The organism is Methylovulum psychrotolerans, assembly GCF_002209385.1.
Taxonomy (GTDB): Bacteria; Pseudomonadota; Gammaproteobacteria; order Methylococcales; family Methylomonadaceae; genus Methylovulum; species Methylovulum psychrotolerans.
Map to the genome: position 1 here is coordinate 2,499,894 of NZ_CP022129.1, position 21,095 is coordinate 2,520,988.

A 21,095-nucleotide genomic window follows, 5' to 3' on the forward strand; every position below is an offset into this window, starting at 1 on the left:
CATGATGAATTTTCCTTTTACCGCCATTGTTGGGCAAACGCAGTTAAAAACGGCCTTATTAATGTGCGCGGTTGACCCTTCCCTAGGCGGGGTGTTGATACGCGGCGATAAAGGCTCCGCCAAAAGCACCGCCGCCCGGGCGCTGACCGATATTTTACCGCTGATAAGCCGGGTGCCTGGCTGTGCTTTTGTTTGTAGCCCTGATATACCCAGCGAACATTGCCCCGTTTGTAACGGCCTTGATGTGGTGGCCGTCGCCAGTCCGGTACCCTTTATCACCTTGCCCTTAGGGGCAACCGAAGACCGGGTGGTCGGCACCTTGGACTTACAGCAAGCCCTAAAAGGCGCGGAGCGGGTATTTCAGCCCGGCTTGTTGGCCGCCGCCCATCGCGGCATACTCTATATTGATGAAGTGAACCTATTGCCCGACCATTTAGTGGATGTGCTGCTGGATGTCGCGGCGATGGGGGTTAACTCGGTGCAACGGGAAGGCTTGTCCGTCACCCATCCGGCACGGTTTAGCCTGATTGGCACCATGAATTTGGAAGAAGGGGATTTACGCCCGCAATTGCTGGACCGTTTTGGCCTGATGGTCGAAGTGGCCGCCCCGCGCGACAAAACGGTACGCGCCGAAGTGGTACGCCGCCGGATTGCCTTCGAGGCCGATACCGCAGGCTATGCCAATAGCTGGCAAGATTCCCAACACAGCTTGCGCGGGCAGTTGGTGGCCGCCCAGCAACTGTTGCCGCAAGTGCTGATGGCCGATGCCTTATTAGCGTTAATCAGCCATATTTGTTGTGAATTTGAGGTAGCCAGCCTACGCGCCGATATTGTTATCCATAAAGCCGCCCGCACCTTAGCCGCTTTGGCCGGGCGCATTCAGGTCACGCCGGAGGACATCCGCACCGCCGCCGAACTGGCCTTACCGCATCGGCGGCGGCGCAAACCTTTCGAGCAACCGGGCTTGGATCAAGAACGTTTGGATGAATTGATGCAAGCGGCTTTGCCGCCGCAACACAGCACTGATGATGGCGAGCCAGACCTAAACACGCCGCCACCTGAAACCGATGGCTTGGACGCGCCGCAGCAAGTTTTTGCCGCTGACCCGGCTACGGCAATGGCCACTATTAAAGTGGACAGCCCTGCCCGGCACTCGGCTTCCGGCAAACGCAACACCGCCTTACATGCCACGCGAGGACAAGTGGTGCGCTCCGTACCGGATAGCCAGCCTAGCAGTTTGGCACTGGCCGCCACGTTACGCAGCGCCGTGTTGCGTGACGGCAGTGACTTTCATATTCAAGCCGATGATTTACATCAACAAATCCGCACCGGCAAAACCGCCAATTTGATCTTGTTTGTGGTTGACGCGTCCGGTTCTATGGCGGCACAACGGCGCATGGCGGCGGTGAAAGGCGCGGTGTTGGCTTTGTTGACCGATGCTTACCAGCACCGCGACCAAGTGGCGGTGATCGCTTTCCGTGGTGAGGCCGCTTATTGGCTGTTACCGCCTACGCGCAGTGTCGAACTGGCCGAACAGCAGTTGCAGGATTTGCCTACTGGCGGCAGGACACCTTTGGCACACGCCCTGCATTTGGCATTGGAAACAGTCGGAACCCGCCAAGGCCTGCCGCCATTATTGGTGCTGTTAAGCGACGGCAAAGCCAATGTGGCCCTGCAAGAAGGCGGCGACCCTTGGCAAGAAAGCCTGGCCTTAGCGCATTTGTGTGCGGATAGCGGCTTACCCGCCTTAGTGCTGGACACAGAAACGGGTTATCTGCGCTTAGGGAAAGCCCGGCAATTGGCGCAAGCGTTACGCGCAGACTGTTTGACCTTGGAAGAATTATCGGCAGAAAATCTGGTGTTGACGATACGCGGACAGCTGCACTAAAAAGCTACCGCTTAAACCATATAAATATACTGTGAACGGCCAAGTTTTCGGCTTTTACCATTCACCGTAGGGTACGCTGTGCGTACTTTTTGCACTGATTTTATGATGGTTTTTTAAAGGTACGCATTATGCCCCTGAGGGTACAGCGTACCCCACCAAAAAACCGAAAACTTGACCGTTTGAAATATAACTTCACATATAGTATTAAATGATTATTTGCATAGGTGCAGGCCCCGGCGACTTGGGCTATTTGACCCGGCGGGGTGCGGAACTGATCGGTAACGCCGATGTGGTCGCTGGCTTTGACGCGGTCGTTAACGTGGTTGCCAGCCTGATTCCGGCGACCGCGCAAACGGTGCTGATGAATTACCGCGACCAAACCGCCCAATTGGCGATGGTCGCCGCCGCCCATCATGCGGGTAAGCGTTGCGTGGTGGTGTTTATGGGCGACATCCATTTTAGCGGTTTCCAATATTTGGAGCGGGTCGAGCGGGCTTGTGGCCATCCGGTGGACACCTTGCCGGGCATATCTTCGGCACAAATACTCGCCGCCCGTGCAAAAGTCTGTTTTGATGAAACCACTTTTATCACCTTCCATCGCCGGGGTGACTTAAGCCCTTTCAAACGCCATTTGCTGCATGTGCTGCAAGATTGTCGCAATGCCATTGTCATCCCTTGCCCTTGGGATGCCGCCCGCTCTTTTATGCCCTGCCATATCGCCGCGTATTTGCTGGAAAATGGCATACCGCCTGAGCAACCTGTGGAAGTGTGGGAAAACTTGACCCGTAATGAGGCCGAATGGCGCGGTTCGCTATCGGCGTGTGCCGGACAGTCATTCAGCGATATGAGCATTATGTTAATCCGCACCTTAAGACCTATGCCCAGTCAAATTGAAGCGCCATGACACCTATAGAACCACACGCGCCGCTGGCGATTGTCATAGCCGGACATGGCAGCCGTGATCCTGATGGCTTGCGGGAATTTGAGGCGCTGATGGCTTTGATCAAACAGCGTGCCCCACACTTGTTGGTCAATCATGGTTATTTGGAATTTGCCAGCCCGACTATTGAAGAAGCCATCGGCGAGCAGATTGCGGCGGGTGCGCAACGCGTGGTGATGGTGCCGGGTGTGTTATTGGCGGCGACCCATGCCAAAAATGATATGCCCAGCGAATTACTGGCGTTCGCACAAAGCCATACCGACCTTGATTTTCATTTTGGCGCACCGCTAGGTTTGCATCCTTTGTTATTGCAAGTTGTCCAGAGCCGTATCATCGCCGCCGAAGCCCAATCACCCCGGACAGTGCGCCGTGATGACACCTGCTTGGTGGTGGTCGGGCGCGGTACCAGTGACCCTGACGCTAACGGCGAAGTCGCCAAGTTTACGCGGATGCTCGAAGAAGGCATGGGCTTTGGCAGCTCTTTCGTTTGTTATTCCGGCACCGCCAAGCCCTTGGTGGCCGATGGTCTGAGGGCGGCGGCGCAACTGGGCTTTACACGCCTGATAGTCGTGCCGTTCTTTCTGTTCGATGGCGTGTTGGTCAAACGCATTTATACCGCCGCCACCGCCCTGCAAGAGCGTGAGCCTGGCGTGGAAGTGTTGCAAGCGGGCTATCTGGGGGTACATCCCTTAGTGGCCGATGTCTTGCTGGCACGGGCGCAAGAAGCCGTGGAAGGGCGGGCGGCAATGAACTGCGCCTTATGTAAATACCGGGTGCAGATTGTCGGTTTTGAAGAACAAGTGGGAGAGCCCCAGCGCCCGCACCATTGGCAGGTACGCGGCCTGTCGGCTAAGGAAGCGGCTCCCGAACGCACAACTACTGGCGTGACGGAGTTTGCGGCTTATCTTCCCCATCCTATTGAGGCGGAAAGCTTCCGCATTATCGCTGCCGGACGCGATTGGTCGGCGTTTCCACCTGACCAATTGACCATTTTACAACGCTTGGTGCATACCAGCGGCGATTTTCATGCCGTTGATGACCTTTATTTTTCGGCGGGGGTGGTTGAGATCGGCATCCGTGCCTTATTGCGTTGCAAATGGGTGGTGACGGATGTGACGATGGTACAAACCGGGCTGAAACGGGCGTTATTGGCACAATTGGGTATTGAAACCTGGTGCGGTGTCCATGATCCAGAAACAGTGTTGATGGCCGAAGCGCACGGCATTACCCGCTCGGCGGCGGGCATCCGCCGCGCTTGGGAAAAATTCGGCAATGATATGGTATTGGCCATTGGCGATGCCCCCACCGCGATTATGGAAGCGACCCGCCTGATCCGTACACAGGGCTGGCGGCCACAGCTGGTGATTGGTTTGCCGGTCGGTTTTGTCGGCACTTGTGAGGCTAAGGCCGACCTTCAGCGTTGCCTGCAAGTGCCGCGTATCACCAATAGCGGAACCCGTGGCGGTTCGCCGTGGGCGGCCAGCGTCGTTAATGGTCTGATGATTGATGCGGTGAACCAGCTTGCAGCCAGTACCGCCCCCTGATTTGCAAGAATTTTCCCTCGCCGAGCTGGCCCCTAATGGTTTGCGGCGCGGACGCACCACCGGCAGCTGCGCCACGGCGGCGGTTAAAGCGGCGTTGACCTTGTTGTTGCAAAACCGGATTTGCCAGCAAACTGCCGTGACCTTGCCTGATCAGCGGCATTATCTGTCGGTACCGATTGAGGCGGTGTTTTGGCTGGATGCACACAGCACCCGCGCCGAAGTCCGCAAAGACGGCGGTGACGACCCCGACAATACCCATGGCGCGATCATTTTTGCCGAAGTGCGCAAAAATGCCGTGGCCGACATCCGCTTTTTTGCCGGGGCTGGGGTCGGTACCGCCACCCAACCGGGTTTGCGGGTGGCGGTGGGCGAACCGGCGATCAATCCGGTGCCACGGCTGATGATGCGGCAAGCCGTTATGGACGTGTTGGAACAATTCGGTTTGACGGCGCAAACGCCGGGGTTTGATTTGACTATCGGCTGCGAAAACGGGGCGGTTATTGCCGAAAAAACCTTTAATCCCCGCTTGGGTATTGTCGGCGGCATTTCCATTTTGGGTACATCCGGCATTGTCGAGCCCTTATCATTGGCTTCTTGGTTAGCATCCATCGACGTATATATCCGGGTGGCTTTAGGTGCCGCCGCACCTGGCATCGCCTTATTGCCGGGCAAGATAGGCCGTGGCTATGCCCAACAGGTGTTGGGTTTATCGCCGCAACAAGCCGTGCAAATGGCGAATTTTTTCGGTGAATCGCTGGATTTCCTCCAGCAAGCTTTACGCGAAGAAGACCGCCAGTTACAGGTGTTATGGCTATTGGGCCATCCTGGTAAATTGGCGAAAGTCTTGGCGGGCGCTTGGGATACCCATTCCGGCAAAAGCGCGATGGCCATGGCGGCAGTGGCGACAGTCGCCGCCGATTTGGGCTTTACCCACGCACAAGTGCAGGCCATTACCCAAGCCAATACCGTCGAAGCGATTATCGGCATTGTGCCGCAACCGCAAGCGCGTGTGTTGTGGTTGGAAATAGAGCGGCGGATTGCCGTATTAGTCCGGCAACGTACCCCAGCGGTAAAGCGTGTGGAAGTGCGTTTATTTAATTTACAGGGTGAAACATTAGGCAGCGCATGAGCAATTTAGGGACATTTTGGGGTATCGGCGTAGGCCCTGGCCCTGCGGGGTATCTGCCGTTGGCGGCGGTGGCCGCGTTACAGGCGGCGGACATCATTTTTGCCCCGAAGGCGACCACTGCCGATAGCTCCATTGCCGTACACTGTTTGGCGGGTATTGCTATCGAGCCAAGCCGGATACGCGAGATCGCCTTTACGATGGACCCGGACCGTTCGGTGTTGAGCGAACATTATGCGGCGTTGGCGGAGACTATCGCCTTGGAATTACAGGCCGGCCACTCGGTTGCTTATCTGACCATCGGCGACTCGCTGACCTATTCCACTTATGGTTATATCCTCAGCGCCTTACAGGATATTCTCCCCACCGCCCCATTACACACCTTTCCGGGCATCACCAGTTATGCGGCAACCGCGGCGGCCTTAAATTGGCCGCTGGGCGAAGGCAAGGAGCGGGTGTTGATTTTGCCCTGTCCTGAGCAAGCCGACGCGCTTCGCGCCGATATTGCCAGCCACGATATTGTTATCCTGATGAAAATTGGCAAACGCTTGCCGTGGGTATTAGCGTTGTTGCATGAGTTGGGCATTAGCCAGTATTGCGCGTTTGCGCACCGGATTGGCTTGGCCGATGAAATCCTCAGCAATGATCTGGACACCTTAAACACTACAGCGGCGACGGGTTATTTGGCCACCTTACTGATCCGCAAAACCCCCAAAGGCAAACGTTAATGAAAGTCTATTTTATCGGTGCAGGCCCAGGTGCCGCCGACCTGATTACCGTGCGCGGTGCGAACGTGCTCGGACAAGTGGAGATGCTCTTATATGCCGGTTCCTTAGTATCGACAGAGATGCTGGCTTATTGCCGTGCCGATGCCGAGATCATCGACACTGCCGAGCTTGACCTGGAGCAACAGGAAGCCTGTTACCGCCGCGCCCAAGCTGAAAACCTTAACGTGGCGCGGCTGCATTCCGGCGATCCGGCCATTTATGGCGCGACCGCCGAACAAATGCGCCGTTTGGAGGCACTGGGCATAGATTATGAGATTATCCCCGGTGTGTCGTCATTTACCGCAGCGGCGGCGACCATTAAGGCCGAACTGACTAAGCCGGAAGTGTCGCAAACCATTATCCTGACCCGCGTTTCAGGCCGCGCTTCCGCCGTGCCGGACAGCGAAGCCATCGCCTTGCTGGCAGCACACCGCGCCACGATGGCGATTTTTTTGTCCGGGCCACATTTGAAGAAAATTGTCGCCGATTTGCGCCTGCATTATCCCGACAGTACCCCAGTGGCGTTGGTGTATCGGGCCAGTTGGGCGGAAGAAAGGAGCTTACAAAGCACTTTAGGGCAATTGCTGGGCGAAATTAAGGCCAGTGATTGGAATCTGACCACCATGCTTTTGGTGGGGGCGGCGTTAAGTAAGGACATTGCCGCCGAATCGCGTTTATATGCCCAAGATTACACCCATATTTTTCGGGTTGTGAAGAAACGGCCAGGCCAGCCGCCCGGCGAATGAACGGGGAACTGGGCATTTGGTTAGTGCGTCCGGCCAGCGAAGCCTTGGCGGAGCGGTTACGACAGCAATTAGGCGGGGTGTTATATCGGCCTTGGCAACAGAGCGGGCAACCGCAACAGGCACTATTCGCCCAAGCCTACCGCCAGCATCGGCAATGGCTGATGTTGGCGGCCAGCGGCATTGCCGTGCGTTTTCTTGATGGCTTGAGCCATGATAAGCACAGCGATCCGGCGGTGGTGGTGATTGATGAGGCCGGGCGGTTTGCGGTGTCCTTATTGGCGGGGCATGAAGGCGGGGCGAACCGTTTGGCTTACCGTGCCGCCAATGTGCTGGGGGCAGTGCCTGTGATTACCACCGCCACCGAAGCCTTAAAGCCCTTGGTGGTCGGTATCGGTTGCCGTAAAGATGTGGGCGTGGCGCAGATTAGCGCCGCCGTTCAGCAGGCACTAGGGCTACGGGCCATCATAGAAATCCGCGAACTGGTCACGATTGACCTGAAAGCCCAAGAACAAGGCTTGCTCGAATTTTGCCAACACTATGATCTACCGTTGCGGGTATTGGCCAGCGAAACCGTCGCCGCACGCGAATGGCTGACCCAGCCTTCTGAGTGGGTACAACAGAATATCGGTTTGGCGGGGGTATGTGAGCCTTGCGCTTTGATCGCCAGTCCGCGTGGGCGGCTGATTGTGCCAAAGACCGCCTTGGCCGGAGTGGCGGTGGCGATAGTGGAAGATACGCTGGCCTGATAGGCCACCATCACCAACAACGGCATCCTCCGTACGGAAGGATTTTCAAACTTTACTATAAACAGCAACATGAAAGGTGTCTTAAATTTAGTCTCGGTAGGCCCCGGTTTTGCCGATTTGATTGTCCCCCGTGCCGAGGCGGCTTTGCGCGGTAGTGAGGTGATTGTCGCTTATGAATTGTATTTGCGTTGGATAGGGCCGTGGCTGGACGGCAAAGAAATCCATACCCCACCGCTAACCCAAGAGCGTGAACGGGCGTTGTTGGCGATAGAAAAAGCGCGGAGCGGGGCAAAGGTGGCTTTGCTGTCCAGCGGTGATATTGGCATTTATGCCATGGCGGCCTTGGCGTTTGAAGAAATGCGCGAAGATGACGGCTACGAAGTGAATGTGATACCCGGTATCACTTCCGCCAATGCCTGCGCATCTTTATTAGGCTCGCCTTTGTCGCATGATTTTGCCACCCTCAGCTTATCGGACTTATTATGCCCCTGGGAATGGATTGAGCAACGCGGTAAGCATATTGCCGAAGCGGATTTGGCTTGTGTGCTGTATAACGTGCAAAGCGTGGGCCGGATGGAAGGGGTGTACCGCATCCTTGCCATTATGCTGGCGGCAAAATCCCCGCAGACCTTGTGCGGTGTGGTGCGTAATGCCTATCGTCCCGATCAGGCCGTCAGTATCCATACGCTGGCGGAATTGCCGACCTTGCAGTTTGATATGTTGACGACCATTGTTATCGGTAACCGCTTTACCCAATGCAAACGCGGCTTTATTTTTACCCCGCGCGGTTATAACGCTTGGGCGGCTCCGGTTGCCGCCGCCCCCGCCCCAGAGCCGCCATCACAAGCATTATGGGTATTTGCAGGGACGAGTGACGGCAATCGGCTGGCGGCGCAGTTGGCCGGACAGGGTTATCCGGTGGTGGTGTCGGCGGCCACCGAGTATGGCGGACAAATCGCCGCCGAGCATTGCCCTGATGTGTTCGTCTGGGCAGGACAACCCGGCGTAGAGGCGCGTAAGCAAGCCTTGCAACGCTATCGGGCGCGGGGGCTGGTTGATGCCACCCACCCTTATGCCCAACTGATTTCCGGGCAATTGCTGGCCTTAGCGCAACAGCTAAAGTTACCGTATCTGCGTTATGAGCGCGGCAGCGCCTTTACGGCAGATTCCGGGCAGTTGTGCGCTTCCAGCCAAGCCGCCGCCACCGCCGCTATTGCCCAAGGGCGGCGGATTTTTCTGGCAACTGGCTCCAAAGACTTGGCGACCTTCCTGAACGCCCCAGGGGCACAGGCTTGCCAATGGTTTGTCCGTATTACCCCAGAGCCGGATTTTATCCGGCGGACATTGGCTTTAGGAATACCGCGTAGCCATCTGTGTGCCATGCAGGGGCCTTTTTCAGCCGCTTTTAACGAAGCGTTGTGGCGGGATTGGGCGATTGATTGTGTGGTCACTAAAGATTCGGGCGAAGAGGGGGGGTATCCTGCTAAAGCCGCCGCCGCTAAGGCCTTGCAAATCCCATTATTAGTGATCCAGCGCCCACAATTGGCGTATCCGGTGGTCGCCACCGATTTCGGTGCGGTGTTAAGGCAAATCCAAGCGTGGCAACCGGACGTATGAGCAATTTAATTCCTGTGACGATAGTGACCGGATTTCTAGGTTCCGGTAAAACAACATTACTGGGCAACTTGGTGAAAACCAAGCAAGATCGTCGGTTGGCCTTATTGATTAATGAATTTGGCGAAGTTTCGATTGATGGTGCGCTGATACGCGCCGACAGTAGCGGGCAGGCACATATCCAAATCCATGACTTCCCGCATGGCCTGATTGCGTACGGCGATGACCGCCAATTTGTCCCGACCCTGTTGGCACTGGCCGAACGCCGGAGCCAAATCGACCATTTACTGATTGAAACCTCCGGTTTGGCCTTGCCCACAGCGGTTATGGCATTACTGCAAAGCCCGGAATTGGCCGCGCATTTTATTCTTGATGCCACTTTGGCTATTGTTGACACGCCCTTATTATTGGCGGATGCGTTTGCCGGACAGCTAACGCCCGCCCAAGCGGCTGTCAGTGATTTGTTTGCCCGGCAATTGGAATACGCCGATGTGGTGGTGCTGAATAAAATTGACGGTTTGGCCGAAGAGGACTTGCTTGTCGCCGAAGCCCGCATCCGGGCAGGTGCGCCTAAAGTGCGGTTTTTGGAGCTGGCCTATCAGGCCAGCTTAGATAGCCGTTTGGCCTTAGGTTTGCGTCTGCATCAACCGACCTTGTTGGCGCAAACCCACCGCTATACGCCATTGCCTAGCGTACCCGGCGACACGGCCCGTGTTTTGGCTAACCAGCATTTGCTGGACGGCCATGCCCATTCCGGCTTAGCCAGCCATAGCCACGGCTTGGCAACCCATAAACATTTTCACGAACAAGATCCGGGCTGGCTGTCCTTTGTGCTGCGTAGCCAAGACCCGCAACAGCCGGAGGTGTTAAAGTCGGCGTTGTTTGAGACGGCCAAAGCCGATCCTATTTTGCGCATTAAAGGCTTTATCCGTACCGGGCAATCCGAACAGGCGGTACTGGTGCAAGGTGTGCGCACCCGTATGGTTATCAGCCCTTATGCCGCCCAGCCAGTCCGGCACGGTTCGGAAATCGTCTTTATTGGTTATCACCTGAACCGTAAACAAGTGGCCGCCAGATTGTCGGCTTTGACGGCGACCCGGTGGCTATAAATACGCCTTATTACGCTTGCCTAACCGTTATCAGCCAATGACCGCCGCCCACGCCGAAACCCGCCATTGCCCCGCCCTGTTCATTACCGCTCCCGGTTCCAACCACGGCAAAACCACGGTGACTGCTGCGCTGGCCCGTTACCATCGTGACCAAGGCCGCCAGGTCAGGGTGTTTAAGGCCGGCGCGGATTTTCTTGACCCGATGATCTTAGAGCAGGCGAGCGGCCAACCCGTTTACAGCCTAGATTTGTGGTTGGCAGGGGCGGACGAATGCCAACGCTTGCTTTATGACGCGGCCTTGGTGGCGGATGTGATATTGGTTGAAGGGGTGATGGGGCTGTTTGACGGCGAGCCATGCAGCGCCGATATAGCCCAACGCTTTGGCCTGCCCGTCTGTGCGGTGATTGACGCGGCAGGAGCGGCGCAAACGGTGGGGGCGGTGGCTTATGGTCTGGCGCATTATCGCCCGGGACTGGGTTTTGCTGGTGTGTTGGCCAATGGTGTCGCCTCGTCCCGCCATGCTGATATGATTAAGCAAGGTATGCCGGATACTCTCCGTTATTTGGGCAGCTTGCCGCGTGACCCGCAAATGGTCTTGCCTGAGCGGCATTTAGGGCTGGTGCAAGCGGCGGAAATTGCCGATTTGGATGGCCGCCTAACCCGTGCGGCGGAGGCGGTGGCCGTTACCGAACTGGCCGGCCTACCGGAAGCCGTGGCCTTTTATCCGGCCAATTGGGCCGTCTTGCCGCAATGGTTGGCTGGGGTGCGTATCGGCATCGCCCGCGACAGTGCGTTTTCCTTCATTTATCCCGGCAATCTGGAGTTGTTGCAAAAGCTGGGAGCCACTTTGGTGTTCTTTTCGCCCCTGGCCGATAACGGCTTACCCGATGTCGACAGCCTCTATTTGCCGGGCGGTTATCCAGAGCTGCATATAACGGCTTTAGCCGCCAATCAGGCGATGCAAGCGGCATTACAAACGCACTTTAGGCAAGGCAAACGCATCTATGCCGAATGTGGCGGGATGTTGTACCTACTGGAATCGCTCACCAATAAGGCAGGGGAAGTGGGGGCAATGGTCGGCTTATTGCCCGGCCATGCGGTTATGCAAAACCGCCTACAAGGTTTGGGCTACCAATCCGCCCCATTCCCAGGCGGCTTATTGCGTTGCCATACCTTCCATCATTCGCGCATCGACACCCGGCTGGAGCCGCTAGCCTATGGCGAGCGTTTATATAACACCTCGCCGGGGGAAGCCATTTTCCAAAGCAAAGGCTTGACCGCCTCTTATTTGCACGGTTACTTTGCCTCCAACCCGCTGGCGGCGGCACAGTTATTTTTAACCACCTCTTATAGCCTGTAATGCCTTTATGAATCATGGCGGTAACATTTATCAGTTTGCCCGGCAAGTGGGCTGCTTGCCCGACCAAGTGCTGGACTTTTCGGCGAACATCAACCCCGAACAAGCGGTCAGTGCGGACAATTTGCCGGTAACCGCCCTAGGGCCGTATGCCGACCCTGATTATCCGTTGTTAAAAGCGGCCTTAACAAGCCGTTACCCCTACCCTGACGGGGTTGACATAGAAGTGTTTAATGGTGCGAGTGCGGCTATTTTTGCCGTTTTACGCTGGCTACAACCCCAAGATGTCGTATTGTACACGCCGTTATACGGCGAATATGCCCAGATTGCCAAGCAATTGGGCTGTACCGTGCATACCGTTGACCGCTTCACCGATGTAGGCGCTGCCGTACCTAAGAACAGCACGGTTATTTTTGTCAATCCGGCGACACCGGACGGGCAGCTTTATGAAATGCAAACCCTATTAGGGCACTGGCGGCAAGCGGGGTGTACGGTGTTGGTCGATGAATCGTTTTTGGATTTTTGCCCTGCCGAGTCTGTCAGCGCTTACCTTGGCGAAGACGATAAGCTATTGCTCGTCAAATCCTTAAGCAAATTTTATGGCTGTGCAGGCATCCGTATCGGCTTTGTGTTGGCAGCCACCCCCGTTATCCGGCAATTAAGGCGTTTAGAACCCGCCTGGAAACTCTCCAGTTTTGACATGGCCTATATGCAGCAAGCCTTGGCGAATACGGCATTTATCGACCAAACCCGCCAACAAACCCGCCAGCGCCGCGAGTTACTGGCGCAAACTTTGGCCGATTCCGGTTTATTCACGCATATCTACCCCAGCCAAGCTAATTTCTTATTGGCGGAACTGGCGGCGGATGGCGATGGCCAGCAATTACAAGCCCGGTTGGCGACCGCGCGGATTTTAATCCGGGTGTGCGCCAACTTTACCGGCTTGACTAACCGCCATGTCCGCTTTGCGGTTAAGGATGAGTTAGCCATCGCCCAACTGGCAAAAGCCCTGCAAGGCGGCGTGTCATGAAGCCGTTGGCGGTCTTAGGCACTAGCTCGGACGCGGGCAAGACTACGGTGGCGATGGCTTTATGCCGGATTTTGGCGGATCGCGGCCTGAAAGTCGCCCCGTTTAAAGCCCAAAACGTCTCCAACAATTCCGCCGTCACCCACGAAGGCCGGGAAATTTCTAGGGCGCAGTGTTTGCAGGCAGAGGCGGCGCGGGTCGAGCCGAGCTATCTGTTTAATCCGGTACTGCTCAAATCCCACGGCAATGGTAGTGTGCAAGTGGTGGTCAACGGCTTGGTGTACCAAAACCAATCGGTTGCCGATTATTATGATGGCATTGCGCATTTGAAAACCCAAGTGGAACAGGCTTTTTTACAATTGCAACGCCAGTATGATGTAGTGGTGGCCGAAGGGGCTGGCTCGCCGGTGGAATTGAATTTGCTGCATAAAGACTTATCCAACACCTTTGTCGCCAACACTTTTTCCACCCAAAACATTTTGGTCGCCGATATTGAACGCGGCGGGGTGTTCGCGTCCATTTATGGCACGTTGGCGTTGCTGGACCCGCATATCCGCAGTAACCTGATGGGTGTGGTCATCAATAAATTTCGGGGCGACCGGCGATTTTTTATGGACGGCGAAAAAATCATTACCGAACGCTTCGGCATTCCCGTCTTGGGGGTGTTGCCGTTCAAGCCCTTGAACATCGACATGGAAGACTCGCAATCCTTGCGCAATTATCGGCAACGCTTGCAGGCGATGAGAGTCCGTATCGCCGTTATCTCCTATCCCGGTCTGAGCAATTATAACGACGTGGATGTGCTGATGGCGGATCAGGAGCTGTACGTCGAATGGGTGGATGCTTACCGCCCTTTAGAGAGTTTTGATATGGTATTGTTGCCGGGCAGTAAAACCGTCATCCGCGATTTGCGCTGGTTGAAAGCGCAAGGGCTATTTACGGAAATCCGGCAGTTCAAAAAAGCCCTGTTCGGCATTTGTGGCGGCTACCAAATGCTTTGTAAAACCTTGCATGACCCCGATGCCTTGGAACATGACACGCCCAGCATGGAAACCGGCTTAGGCCTGATTGACGATGAGGTGGTTTACCAAAGCCCTAAACTGCTGACGCGCGGGCATTACCCGCTGTTCGGCTATCCGGCCATTAAAGGCTACGAAATCCACTGCGGGCGCATGGCCCGCTATCCGCTGTACTATCAGGATAGCCCTGCCAGCGGCTTGCGGACGGTGGCGGGTACGCACGTCCACGGCATTTTTGACGATGACCGTTTCCGTGGCGATTATTTCCGGGCCTTACACGCCGATTATCAAGGCTATGCTTACGGCGCTTACCGCGAGCAAGAAATCCAAGGTTTCGCCGACGGCGTCGCCGAAAATTTGGATATGGATGTCATTTTAGCGGCGTTGGCGGACTGATGTTTTTTGCTTTGGCGTTATTGGCGTATATCTTGGATAAAGTGTTTGGCGAATTGCCGGGCAAACATCCGGTAATGTGGATGGGCGATTTTATCCAAGCCTTTGAGCGGCATTTTTACCGCAATAGCATTTTATCCGGGGGGCTATTAGTGCTTGCCTTAGTCGGGCTGAGTTTAAGTCTTAGCTTGCTGGCCGTTTATGTGTGCGGGTTGTTGCCCGCTTGGTTGGCCTTGCCCGTCCTGGCGTTGATGGCTTCGACCGGATTGGCGATGAATATGCTACATGCCTCAGTGGCGGCGATTCTGACCGCAGACCACCCCCGGCAAGCCATCCGCCTTTTGGTCAGCCGCGACACCGATAGCATGGACGAAACGGCGGTGTATAAAGCCGCTTTGGAAACGTGGGCGGAAAACCTCAGCGATGGGGTCATCGCGCCCTTATTGTATTTATTGCTGTTTGGCCTGCCCGGCCTCGCCGTTTACAAAGCCATTAACACCCTGGATTCTATGGTGGCCTACAAAACCGAACGTTACCTGTACTTTGGCCGCGTCGCCGCACTAGCCGATGATGCCGCCAATTATCTGCCCGCCCGCCTGACCGCCTTAGGTTTAGTCCTGGTGTCGGCTCAGCGGCGGCGGGCGTGGCAATGCGCCTTACGCGACGGCAATAAATTGGACAGCCCTAATGCCGGTTGGCCGATTGCCGCCTTGGCAGGGGCTTTAGGGGTCGGTTTGGCGGGGGAGGCTTTTTATCATGGCCAGTTAAAACCTAAGCCTATCCTCGGTGACGCACTTGGGCCCGTTACTGAAGCGACCCTGAGGCAAGGCCTACAACTACGCGCTACCATAGACGGCTGGCTGATTGCCCTGTTGGTTTTAGGCGTGTTATTTTCATAAAGCCGTAGGTTCCCGTGTCCGTCTACTCCGTCGTCAGCCCCGCCCAAATCAACGCGTTTTTCAGCCATTATCCGTTAGGCCGAGTCTTAGGCTTTAGCGGCATCACAGACGGTATCGACAACACCAATTATTGGGTCAGCACCTCAGAAGGCGAATTTGTCCTGACCGTGTTTGAATCGATAAGCGCCAGTGATTTGCCGCATTTTATGGACTTGTTAGGCCACTTGGCCGCACAAGGTTTGCCTTGCCCTTACCCCCTGCCTGATCGGCAAGCCCAGCACCTGCGCCTGCTTAACCATAAGCACGCGGCGGTGTTCCGCCGCTGCCCAGGCCGGGCCGTACTCAAGCCGGGTATGACCCATTGCCGGCAAATCGGCTGGCATTTAGCCCGTCTGCACCAACATACCCAAGATTACGGTTTCCCTATCGCCAGAAACCATGATCTGCCGGGTTATCTGCACCTGTTCGCAAAAATTGCCGGACAACTTGCCGCAGCGGACTTGGCAGTCATCCACGAGGAACTGGCTTTCCAAGCGGCAAACAGCCATGCGGGGCTACCGACCGGACTGATCCACGCTGACCCGTTCAGGGATAATGTCCTGTTTGTCGGCGATAAGCTGAGCGGTTTGTTGGACTTTTACAGTGCGGGTAAGGGGGTGCTGTTGTTGGACCTTGCCATAGCCGCCGCCGACTGGTGTCATGATGACGGCATAGTGAATGGTGCCAAATTAGCCGCGCTCTTGGCGGGATATGAAACGCTGAGGCCTTTGCACACATTAGAAAGGCGTTTATGGCCAACTCTGCTCCGTGCCGCCGCCTTGCGTTTTTGGTTATCCCGTCTGGTCCATCAGCTTCATCCCCGTTCCGGCGCAATCACCCAAAATAAAGACCCTGGGGTGTTCCGGCAACTGCTTTGCCAGTATCGGCAAGCGCACCGCTATAGCTAATCCGATATAAAAAGATGTCCTGCAACGGCCTCAGTGAAGAGGTCGTCAACGGAACATCGTGCTTGGTTGCGGGGATTTAAGCTGTGCCCATTTGTGTGCGATAGGGTTAAGGTCTGATGAGTATGGGGGCAAAAACGCCTGCTTTCCCGATACAGCTTTTCAATGATTCTGAGCGCCATAATCGTCTCACCCTTGCCATTTCCAGTTGCGGATTTCCGGCATGTCCTGGCCATATTTGTTGATGTACAGTCTGTGTTCGACTAGCTTATCTTTGAGATCCCGCTTTAGGCTGATACCTAGATCGCCGGTCTGTGGCAAACGGTCAATGGCGTCCATCACCAGATGGAAGCGGTCCAGATCATTCAGTACCGTCATGTCAAAGGGCGTGGTGATGGTGCCTTCCTCTTTGTAACCACGGACATGGATATTGTCGTGATTGGTGCGGCGGTAAGTCAGCCGATGGATCAGCCATGGATAAGCATGGAAGGCGAAGATGACCGGTTTGTCCTTAGTGAAAAGCGTGTCGAAATCGGTGTCACTCATGCCATGAGGATGTTCGAGTTGCGGCTGCAATTTCATCAGATCGACGACGTTGACCACGCGGACTTTCAAATCGGGCAAACGCCCGCGCAGGATGGACACGGCAGCAAGCGTTTCCAGCGTCGGCACATCGCCGCAGCAAGCCATGACCACATCGGGTTCAACGCCTGCGTCACAGCTCGCCCATTGCCAAATGCCGATGCCGGCGGTGCAATGTTTGATAGCTTCCTCCATCGTTAGCCATTGCGGGGCTTGATACTTGCCCGCGATCACGACATTGACATAATGGCGGCTGCGTAAACAATGGTCCCAGATTGAGAGCAGGCAGTTGGCATCCGGTGCCAGATAAACCCGCACGACCGAGGCTTTTTTGTTGACGACGTGATCTATGAAACCGGGGTCTTGATGGGTAAAGCCGTTGTGCATCTGCTGCCAGACATGCGAGGCCAACAGATAATTCAGCGAGGCGATCGGCCGTCGCCACGCTAGCCCGGCGGTGACTTTCAACCATTTGGCGTGTTGGTTGAACATCGAATCGATGATGTGGATAAACGCTTCGTAGCAATTGAACAGGCCGTGCCGGCCCGTGAGCAGATAACCTTCGAGCCAGCCTTCGCATTGATGCTCGCTCAACATCTCCATGACCCGCCCGTCCGGGGCGAGGAACTCATCGTTGTCCTGCTCCCTGGCATCCCATTGCCGGTTGGTCACCTCAAACACTGCGCCCAGACGATTGGAAAGTGTTTCGTCTGGACCGAAAATCCGAAAATTGCGCTGCTCAAGGTTAAGCTTGACGACATCGCGGAGAAACACGCCGAGTTCATGCGCGTCAGAAGCCTTAACAGATCCGGGCGACGGCACGTTAACGGCATAGTTACGAAAATCCGGCATAATCAGATCATGTAGCAGCATACCGCCGTTAGCGTGAGGATTTGCCCCCATGCGGCGGTCGCCTTTGGGCGCGAGTTCAGCCAGTTCCGGCTTCAGTTTGCCCTCTGTGTCGAACAACTCTTCCGGTCGGTAGCTCCGCAACCAGTTCTCCAGCAGTTTTAGATTTTCAGGATGGGCGGAAGGGTCGGAAAGCGGTACCTGATGCGCCCGGAAAGTCCCTTCAATTTGCAGGCCGTCCACCCATGTCGGCCCAGTCCAGCCTTTCGGTGATTTAAGGACGATCATAGGCCAGCGCGGGCGCATAGTGTTGCCGTTGACGCGGGCTTCGTGCCGGATGCGTTGGATTTCTTCCACCACCACGTCGAGTGTCGCGGCCATCGCCTCGTGCATCAATGCCGGCTCATGCCCTTCGACGTAATAAGGTGTCCAGCCATTGCCGCGTAAAAACTGGTCTAATTCTTCCGGCTCTATGCGTGCAAGCACGGTAGGGTTGGCGATTTTGTAACCGTTGAGATGCAGGATAGGCAGCACTGCACCATCCGTAATGGGATCGAGAAATTTATTCGATTGCCAAGCGGTTGCCAGAGGCCCCGTCTCCGCCTCGCCATCGCCGATACAACAAGCCACAATAAGATCAGGATTGTCGAACACCGCGCCGAACGAATGGCTGAGCGAATAACCCAACTCCCCGCCTTCGTGGATCGAGCCTGGACACTCCGGCGAGGCGTGGCTGGGAATGCCGCCCGGAAAAGAAAATTGGAGGAAAAGCTTTTGTAGGCCAGCCTCGTCCTGGCTGATGTCGGGATAGATTTCGCTGTAAGTACCTTCAAGATAGGTATTGGCCACCACGGCAGGGCCACCATGACCGGGGCCGGAGACGTAAATCATATCGAGGTCGAATTTTTTGATAATCCGGTTCAAATGCACATAAATGAAATTCTGTCCGGGGGTCGTACCCCAGTGGCCCAGTAGCATGTGCTTAATGTCTGAAAGCAGCAGTGGCCGCTTTAACAAGGGATTGTCGAAAAGATAAATCTGGCCGACCGACAGATAATTGGCGGCACACCAATAGGCATCAATTTTTTGGAGCAGTTCTGGCGTGAGTGTGTTAGTTTTCAAGGTCTACATTTCCTGTATAAAAATTAAGACGGATGGCGCAAAGCTTTATCTTTGGTTTCAAGGCAACTTATTCTTAGTGCCATCTTCATCAACCCAGTAGCCTTGGCGGTCGTAAAGGCGATGCAGCCCAATCTCATAGTCTCTCGTCAGCTCAGACGCATCAGTAAATTCCGGTGATTCTCTGATGATCTCGCGGGGAAGGCCGACGAAGACGGTTGATTCGTTCCAGCTAACGCGCTCAATCCATTGCGGCGCAATCAGCACCTTTTTTCCAGGCCACCAGTTGTTGGTATCAATCACCAGATAACGGATCGTCCAAGTCGCATCGTCGATGATAAAATCATCAACATGCCCTATATCGCCGTCGGTCGCCTGGATGTGATAGCCGCTGACATCATGCGTACTGCGCAAATGCGAATCCCAGGCTTTCCCGCCTTGGTTGCACGTTAGCCTTTTTTCAGGATCACGCTCAATGGCAGCAAATTGCCCCCAGTCGTAGGGGCCGTCCCAATATTGCGGCCACCGATAATATTGGAAGTACGCCTCCTCGAATTGCTGTGAGACAGGTTGGTCAGTGTTCAAGGCGGGGCTGTCCTCAATCTGTTTTTTGGTCAAACTGATTGTAATGTATTCGTCCTTTTGATCGACACCGACCAACGCATACGGGGAGATCAACACTTGCCGGCCCAATAAGTAATTTCCCGTATCAGCGACGAGATAGCGTACCGTCCAATAATGGTCATCGAAATAAAATTCTTTGGCCTTGCCTATTTTTCCATCGAGACCGTGTAAGGTATAACCGCGCAGGGTTTTGGCTTTGTTTAGCATGGTAGTAATCCTAGTTTTTTGAGTTTGATTTTTGTACGCTGTTGTCGATCAACTGGCCGTCGTATTTGAACAATAGCTCTGCTTTTATCCACAGCGGCCAGTGTGATCAATCAGTCTGATGCCGCTTCCTTCATGATTTTTACAATGGTGTTTTCCACATCCCGAGCCACTACTTCCAGTTGCGGCACGTTAAACATGGCCAGAAGAGTGGTTGGTTTTAATGTCGCCAGAACAGTTTTACCTCCCTCCTCGTAAATGCTGATTCGGCAGGGCAAGGCAGTGGAGACGCTCATGTCTTGCTCAAGCACTTTTTTGGCCTGTTGCGGGTGACATACTTCAAAAATCAGGCATTCGCTGTTGAATTCCACGCCCTTTTTGTTCATAGTCTCTTTGAGGTTATGCACCTGCATGACACCAAAATGATTGGCCTGGACGGCATCTTGCAAGGCCGCCGCCGCTTCTGTTACGGTTTTATCAGTAAATAATTTGACTAGCATAAAATGGCCTCCGATTGATAGTTCACTTAATTAACAGGGCGGTGTGCGCGGAATTATTTTTTAGACAGTTTGATTAATCAGGGCGGCCAACAGGACGACCATCAGCACACCGATGACCGTCCAAACCCACATTCCTCCGCCCATCATGCCGGTCATCCAACCCTCTGTATGATTCATCATAATTTTCCTTTTGTTGCACTGAGACTAACGTATATGTTATGTTTTGAGCCGCCGCGCATTAACCGTCAGGATGCGTGGGTTATCAGGTTTCATGGCTGACACCCTCGTCATACGGCAATCCGAAGGCGGCCAATTGTGCGCAGGTGGACGGGTAATCCGTGTGCAGGATGCTGCGGATTCCTAAACCTTCCGCGATCTCGGCGAACATCAGGGTGTTTTCGATATAGATGATCTGTCCGGTCGGCACCTGGGCGAGGTCTAGGGCAAGCCGGAAAATGTCCGTGTCGGGCTTGCGGAGATGGACAAAGCAGGAGGAAACAAAAAAATCCACGAAACTGTTCAGCTTGAACTGATGAATCCGGTGTTCATTCAGTTCTCGTGCTTCGTTGCTGACCACGACAATTTTCAAGCCATATCTTGCTTTCAGTTTGCGGACCAGCCCGATCATTTCGGGAAGCGCGTGTGACTGCGCGAACATGAATTCCCGGAACTGTTCCCGTGTGAACGGACGCTCCTCATAGAAAACCGTCCGGCTCAGATAGTCTTCCAGGCTGAGCTTGCCCTCCTCATAGGTGGCGAAGTTCAGGCCATGCCTATCTTCCATCTCGGCCCATTCCAGTTTGAAATTCGTTGCCGCGCGTTTGCGGGCAAGATGGTCCCAGCCGTTGGTGAGCAGGACACCGCCGATATCCAAAAATAATGCCGTAATGTCTTTGTTCATTTGGCCTCCGTCAATGCTGTTTACCGTCTTTCATTGTTGATTCCCCGAACCGGCAATAGGGCGGGGCTGAGGTGGTAAGTTGGTCGATATTTCCAAAGCGGCTTCCCGCCAGCAACACACAGACCTTGCGGCGACTCGCAGGCGGATGCGGTCAGGCTCCCGGCAGGTACACCACGAACGGATTAACCGTCCACCCT

Annotated in this window: 18 protein-coding genes; 14 read left to right on the top strand and 4 right to left on the bottom strand. The window is 55.0% G+C overall.

Annotated elements, in window-relative coordinates; all coding sequences use genetic code 11:
* Position 1: 1 nt before the first annotated feature.
* The 14 genes from CEK71_RS11345 to CEK71_RS11410 all read left to right on the top strand — a co-directional run bounded on the left by CEK71_RS11345 (position 2) and on the right by CEK71_RS11410 (position 16,122).
* Positions 2–1,888 (top strand): magnesium chelatase subunit D family protein, encoded by a 1,887-nt coding sequence (locus CEK71_RS11345; protein WP_232463625.1) that lies wholly within the window; start codon positions 2–4, stop codon positions 1,886–1,888.
* 208 nt (positions 1,889–2,096) lie between these two features.
* Complete coding sequence (locus CEK71_RS11350; RefSeq protein ID WP_088619489.1) at positions 2,097–2,792, top strand: cobalt-precorrin-7 (C(5))-methyltransferase; 696 nt, start codon at positions 2,097–2,099, stop codon at positions 2,790–2,792.
* The gene (locus CEK71_RS11355; protein WP_088619490.1) at positions 2,789–4,372 is read left to right on the top strand and encodes a precorrin-8X methylmutase; all 1,584 of its coding nucleotides are present in this window, start codon (positions 2,789–2,791) and stop codon (positions 4,370–4,372) included. Before CEK71_RS11350 ends, CEK71_RS11355 begins: the two co-directional genes overlap by 4 nt.
* Positions 4,350–5,501, top strand: coding sequence for a cobalt-precorrin-5B (C(1))-methyltransferase CbiD (gene cbiD / locus CEK71_RS11360; protein WP_088619491.1), 1,152 nt, complete (start codon positions 4,350–4,352; stop codon positions 5,499–5,501). The genes CEK71_RS11355 and cbiD overlap by 23 nt, the downstream gene beginning before the upstream one ends.
* Complete coding sequence (cobI, locus tag CEK71_RS11365) at positions 5,498–6,226, top strand: precorrin-2 C(20)-methyltransferase (protein ID WP_088619492.1); 729 nt, start codon at positions 5,498–5,500, stop codon at positions 6,224–6,226. The genes cbiD and cobI overlap by 4 nt, the downstream gene beginning before the upstream one ends.
* Complete coding sequence (gene cobM / locus CEK71_RS11370; RefSeq protein WP_088619493.1) at positions 6,226–7,011, top strand: precorrin-4 C(11)-methyltransferase; 786 nt, start codon at positions 6,226–6,228, stop codon at positions 7,009–7,011. The genes cobI and cobM overlap by 1 nt, the downstream gene beginning before the upstream one ends.
* Positions 7,008–7,757, top strand: a complete 750-nt coding sequence (locus CEK71_RS11375) for a cobalamin biosynthesis protein (RefSeq protein ID WP_088619494.1) — start codon at positions 7,008–7,010, stop codon at positions 7,755–7,757. Before cobM ends, CEK71_RS11375 begins: the two co-directional genes overlap by 4 nt.
* 69 nt (positions 7,758–7,826) lie before the next feature.
* Positions 7,827–9,374: a precorrin-3B C(17)-methyltransferase gene (cobJ, locus tag CEK71_RS11380; protein WP_088619495.1), complete on the top strand. Its 1,548-nt coding sequence runs from the start codon at positions 7,827–7,829 to the stop codon at positions 9,372–9,374.
* Positions 9,371–10,480, top strand: coding sequence for a CobW family GTP-binding protein (locus tag CEK71_RS11385; protein ID WP_088619496.1), 1,110 nt, complete (start codon positions 9,371–9,373; stop codon positions 10,478–10,480). The genes cobJ and CEK71_RS11385 overlap by 4 nt, the downstream gene beginning before the upstream one ends.
* Before the next feature lie 37 nt (positions 10,481–10,517).
* On the top strand, positions 10,518–11,840 hold the full coding sequence (locus tag CEK71_RS11390) for a cobyrinate a,c-diamide synthase (RefSeq protein WP_088619497.1): 1,323 nt from the start codon (positions 10,518–10,520) through the stop codon (positions 11,838–11,840).
* A 7-nt stretch (positions 11,841–11,847) separates the two neighbouring features.
* Complete coding sequence (locus CEK71_RS11395; protein WP_088619498.1) at positions 11,848–12,867, top strand: aminotransferase class I/II-fold pyridoxal phosphate-dependent enzyme; 1,020 nt, start codon at positions 11,848–11,850, stop codon at positions 12,865–12,867.
* Positions 12,864–14,279, top strand: coding sequence for a cobyric acid synthase (locus tag CEK71_RS11400; protein ID WP_088619499.1), 1,416 nt, complete (start codon positions 12,864–12,866; stop codon positions 14,277–14,279). The genes CEK71_RS11395 and CEK71_RS11400 overlap by 4 nt, the downstream gene beginning before the upstream one ends.
* The gene (cbiB, locus tag CEK71_RS11405; RefSeq protein WP_088619500.1) at positions 14,279–15,175 is read left to right on the top strand and encodes an adenosylcobinamide-phosphate synthase CbiB; all 897 of its coding nucleotides are present in this window, start codon (positions 14,279–14,281) and stop codon (positions 15,173–15,175) included. The genes CEK71_RS11400 and cbiB overlap by 1 nt, the downstream gene beginning before the upstream one ends.
* 14 nt (positions 15,176–15,189) lie before the next feature.
* Positions 15,190–16,122: a homoserine kinase gene (locus CEK71_RS11410; protein WP_088619501.1), complete on the top strand. Its 933-nt coding sequence runs from the start codon at positions 15,190–15,192 to the stop codon at positions 16,120–16,122.
* Positions 16,123–16,308: 186 nt separating this feature from the next.
* Here CEK71_RS11410 and CEK71_RS11415 read toward each other — a convergent pair whose 3' ends face one another.
* The 4 genes from CEK71_RS11415 to CEK71_RS11430 form a co-directional block, all read right to left on the bottom strand.
* Positions 16,309–18,672 carry a phosphoketolase family protein gene (locus tag CEK71_RS11415; RefSeq protein ID WP_088619502.1) on the bottom strand — a complete coding sequence of 788 codons (2,364 nt, stop codon included), beginning with the start codon at positions 18,670–18,672 and terminating at the stop codon, positions 16,309–16,311.
* A 57-nt stretch (positions 18,673–18,729) separates the two neighbouring features.
* Positions 18,730–19,500: a PRC-barrel domain-containing protein gene (locus tag CEK71_RS11420; RefSeq protein WP_088619503.1), complete on the bottom strand. Its 771-nt coding sequence runs from the start codon at positions 19,498–19,500 to the stop codon at positions 18,730–18,732.
* 110 nt (positions 19,501–19,610) lie between these two features.
* Positions 19,611–19,997 carry a DUF302 domain-containing protein gene (locus CEK71_RS11425; RefSeq protein ID WP_088619504.1) on the bottom strand — a complete coding sequence of 129 codons (387 nt, stop codon included), beginning with the start codon at positions 19,995–19,997 and terminating at the stop codon, positions 19,611–19,613.
* A gap of 262 nt (positions 19,998–20,259) precedes the next feature.
* Positions 20,260–20,898: an HAD family hydrolase gene (locus CEK71_RS11430; RefSeq protein ID WP_088619505.1), complete on the bottom strand. Its 639-nt coding sequence runs from the start codon at positions 20,896–20,898 to the stop codon at positions 20,260–20,262.
* Between the last annotated feature and the right edge of the window lie 197 nt (positions 20,899–21,095).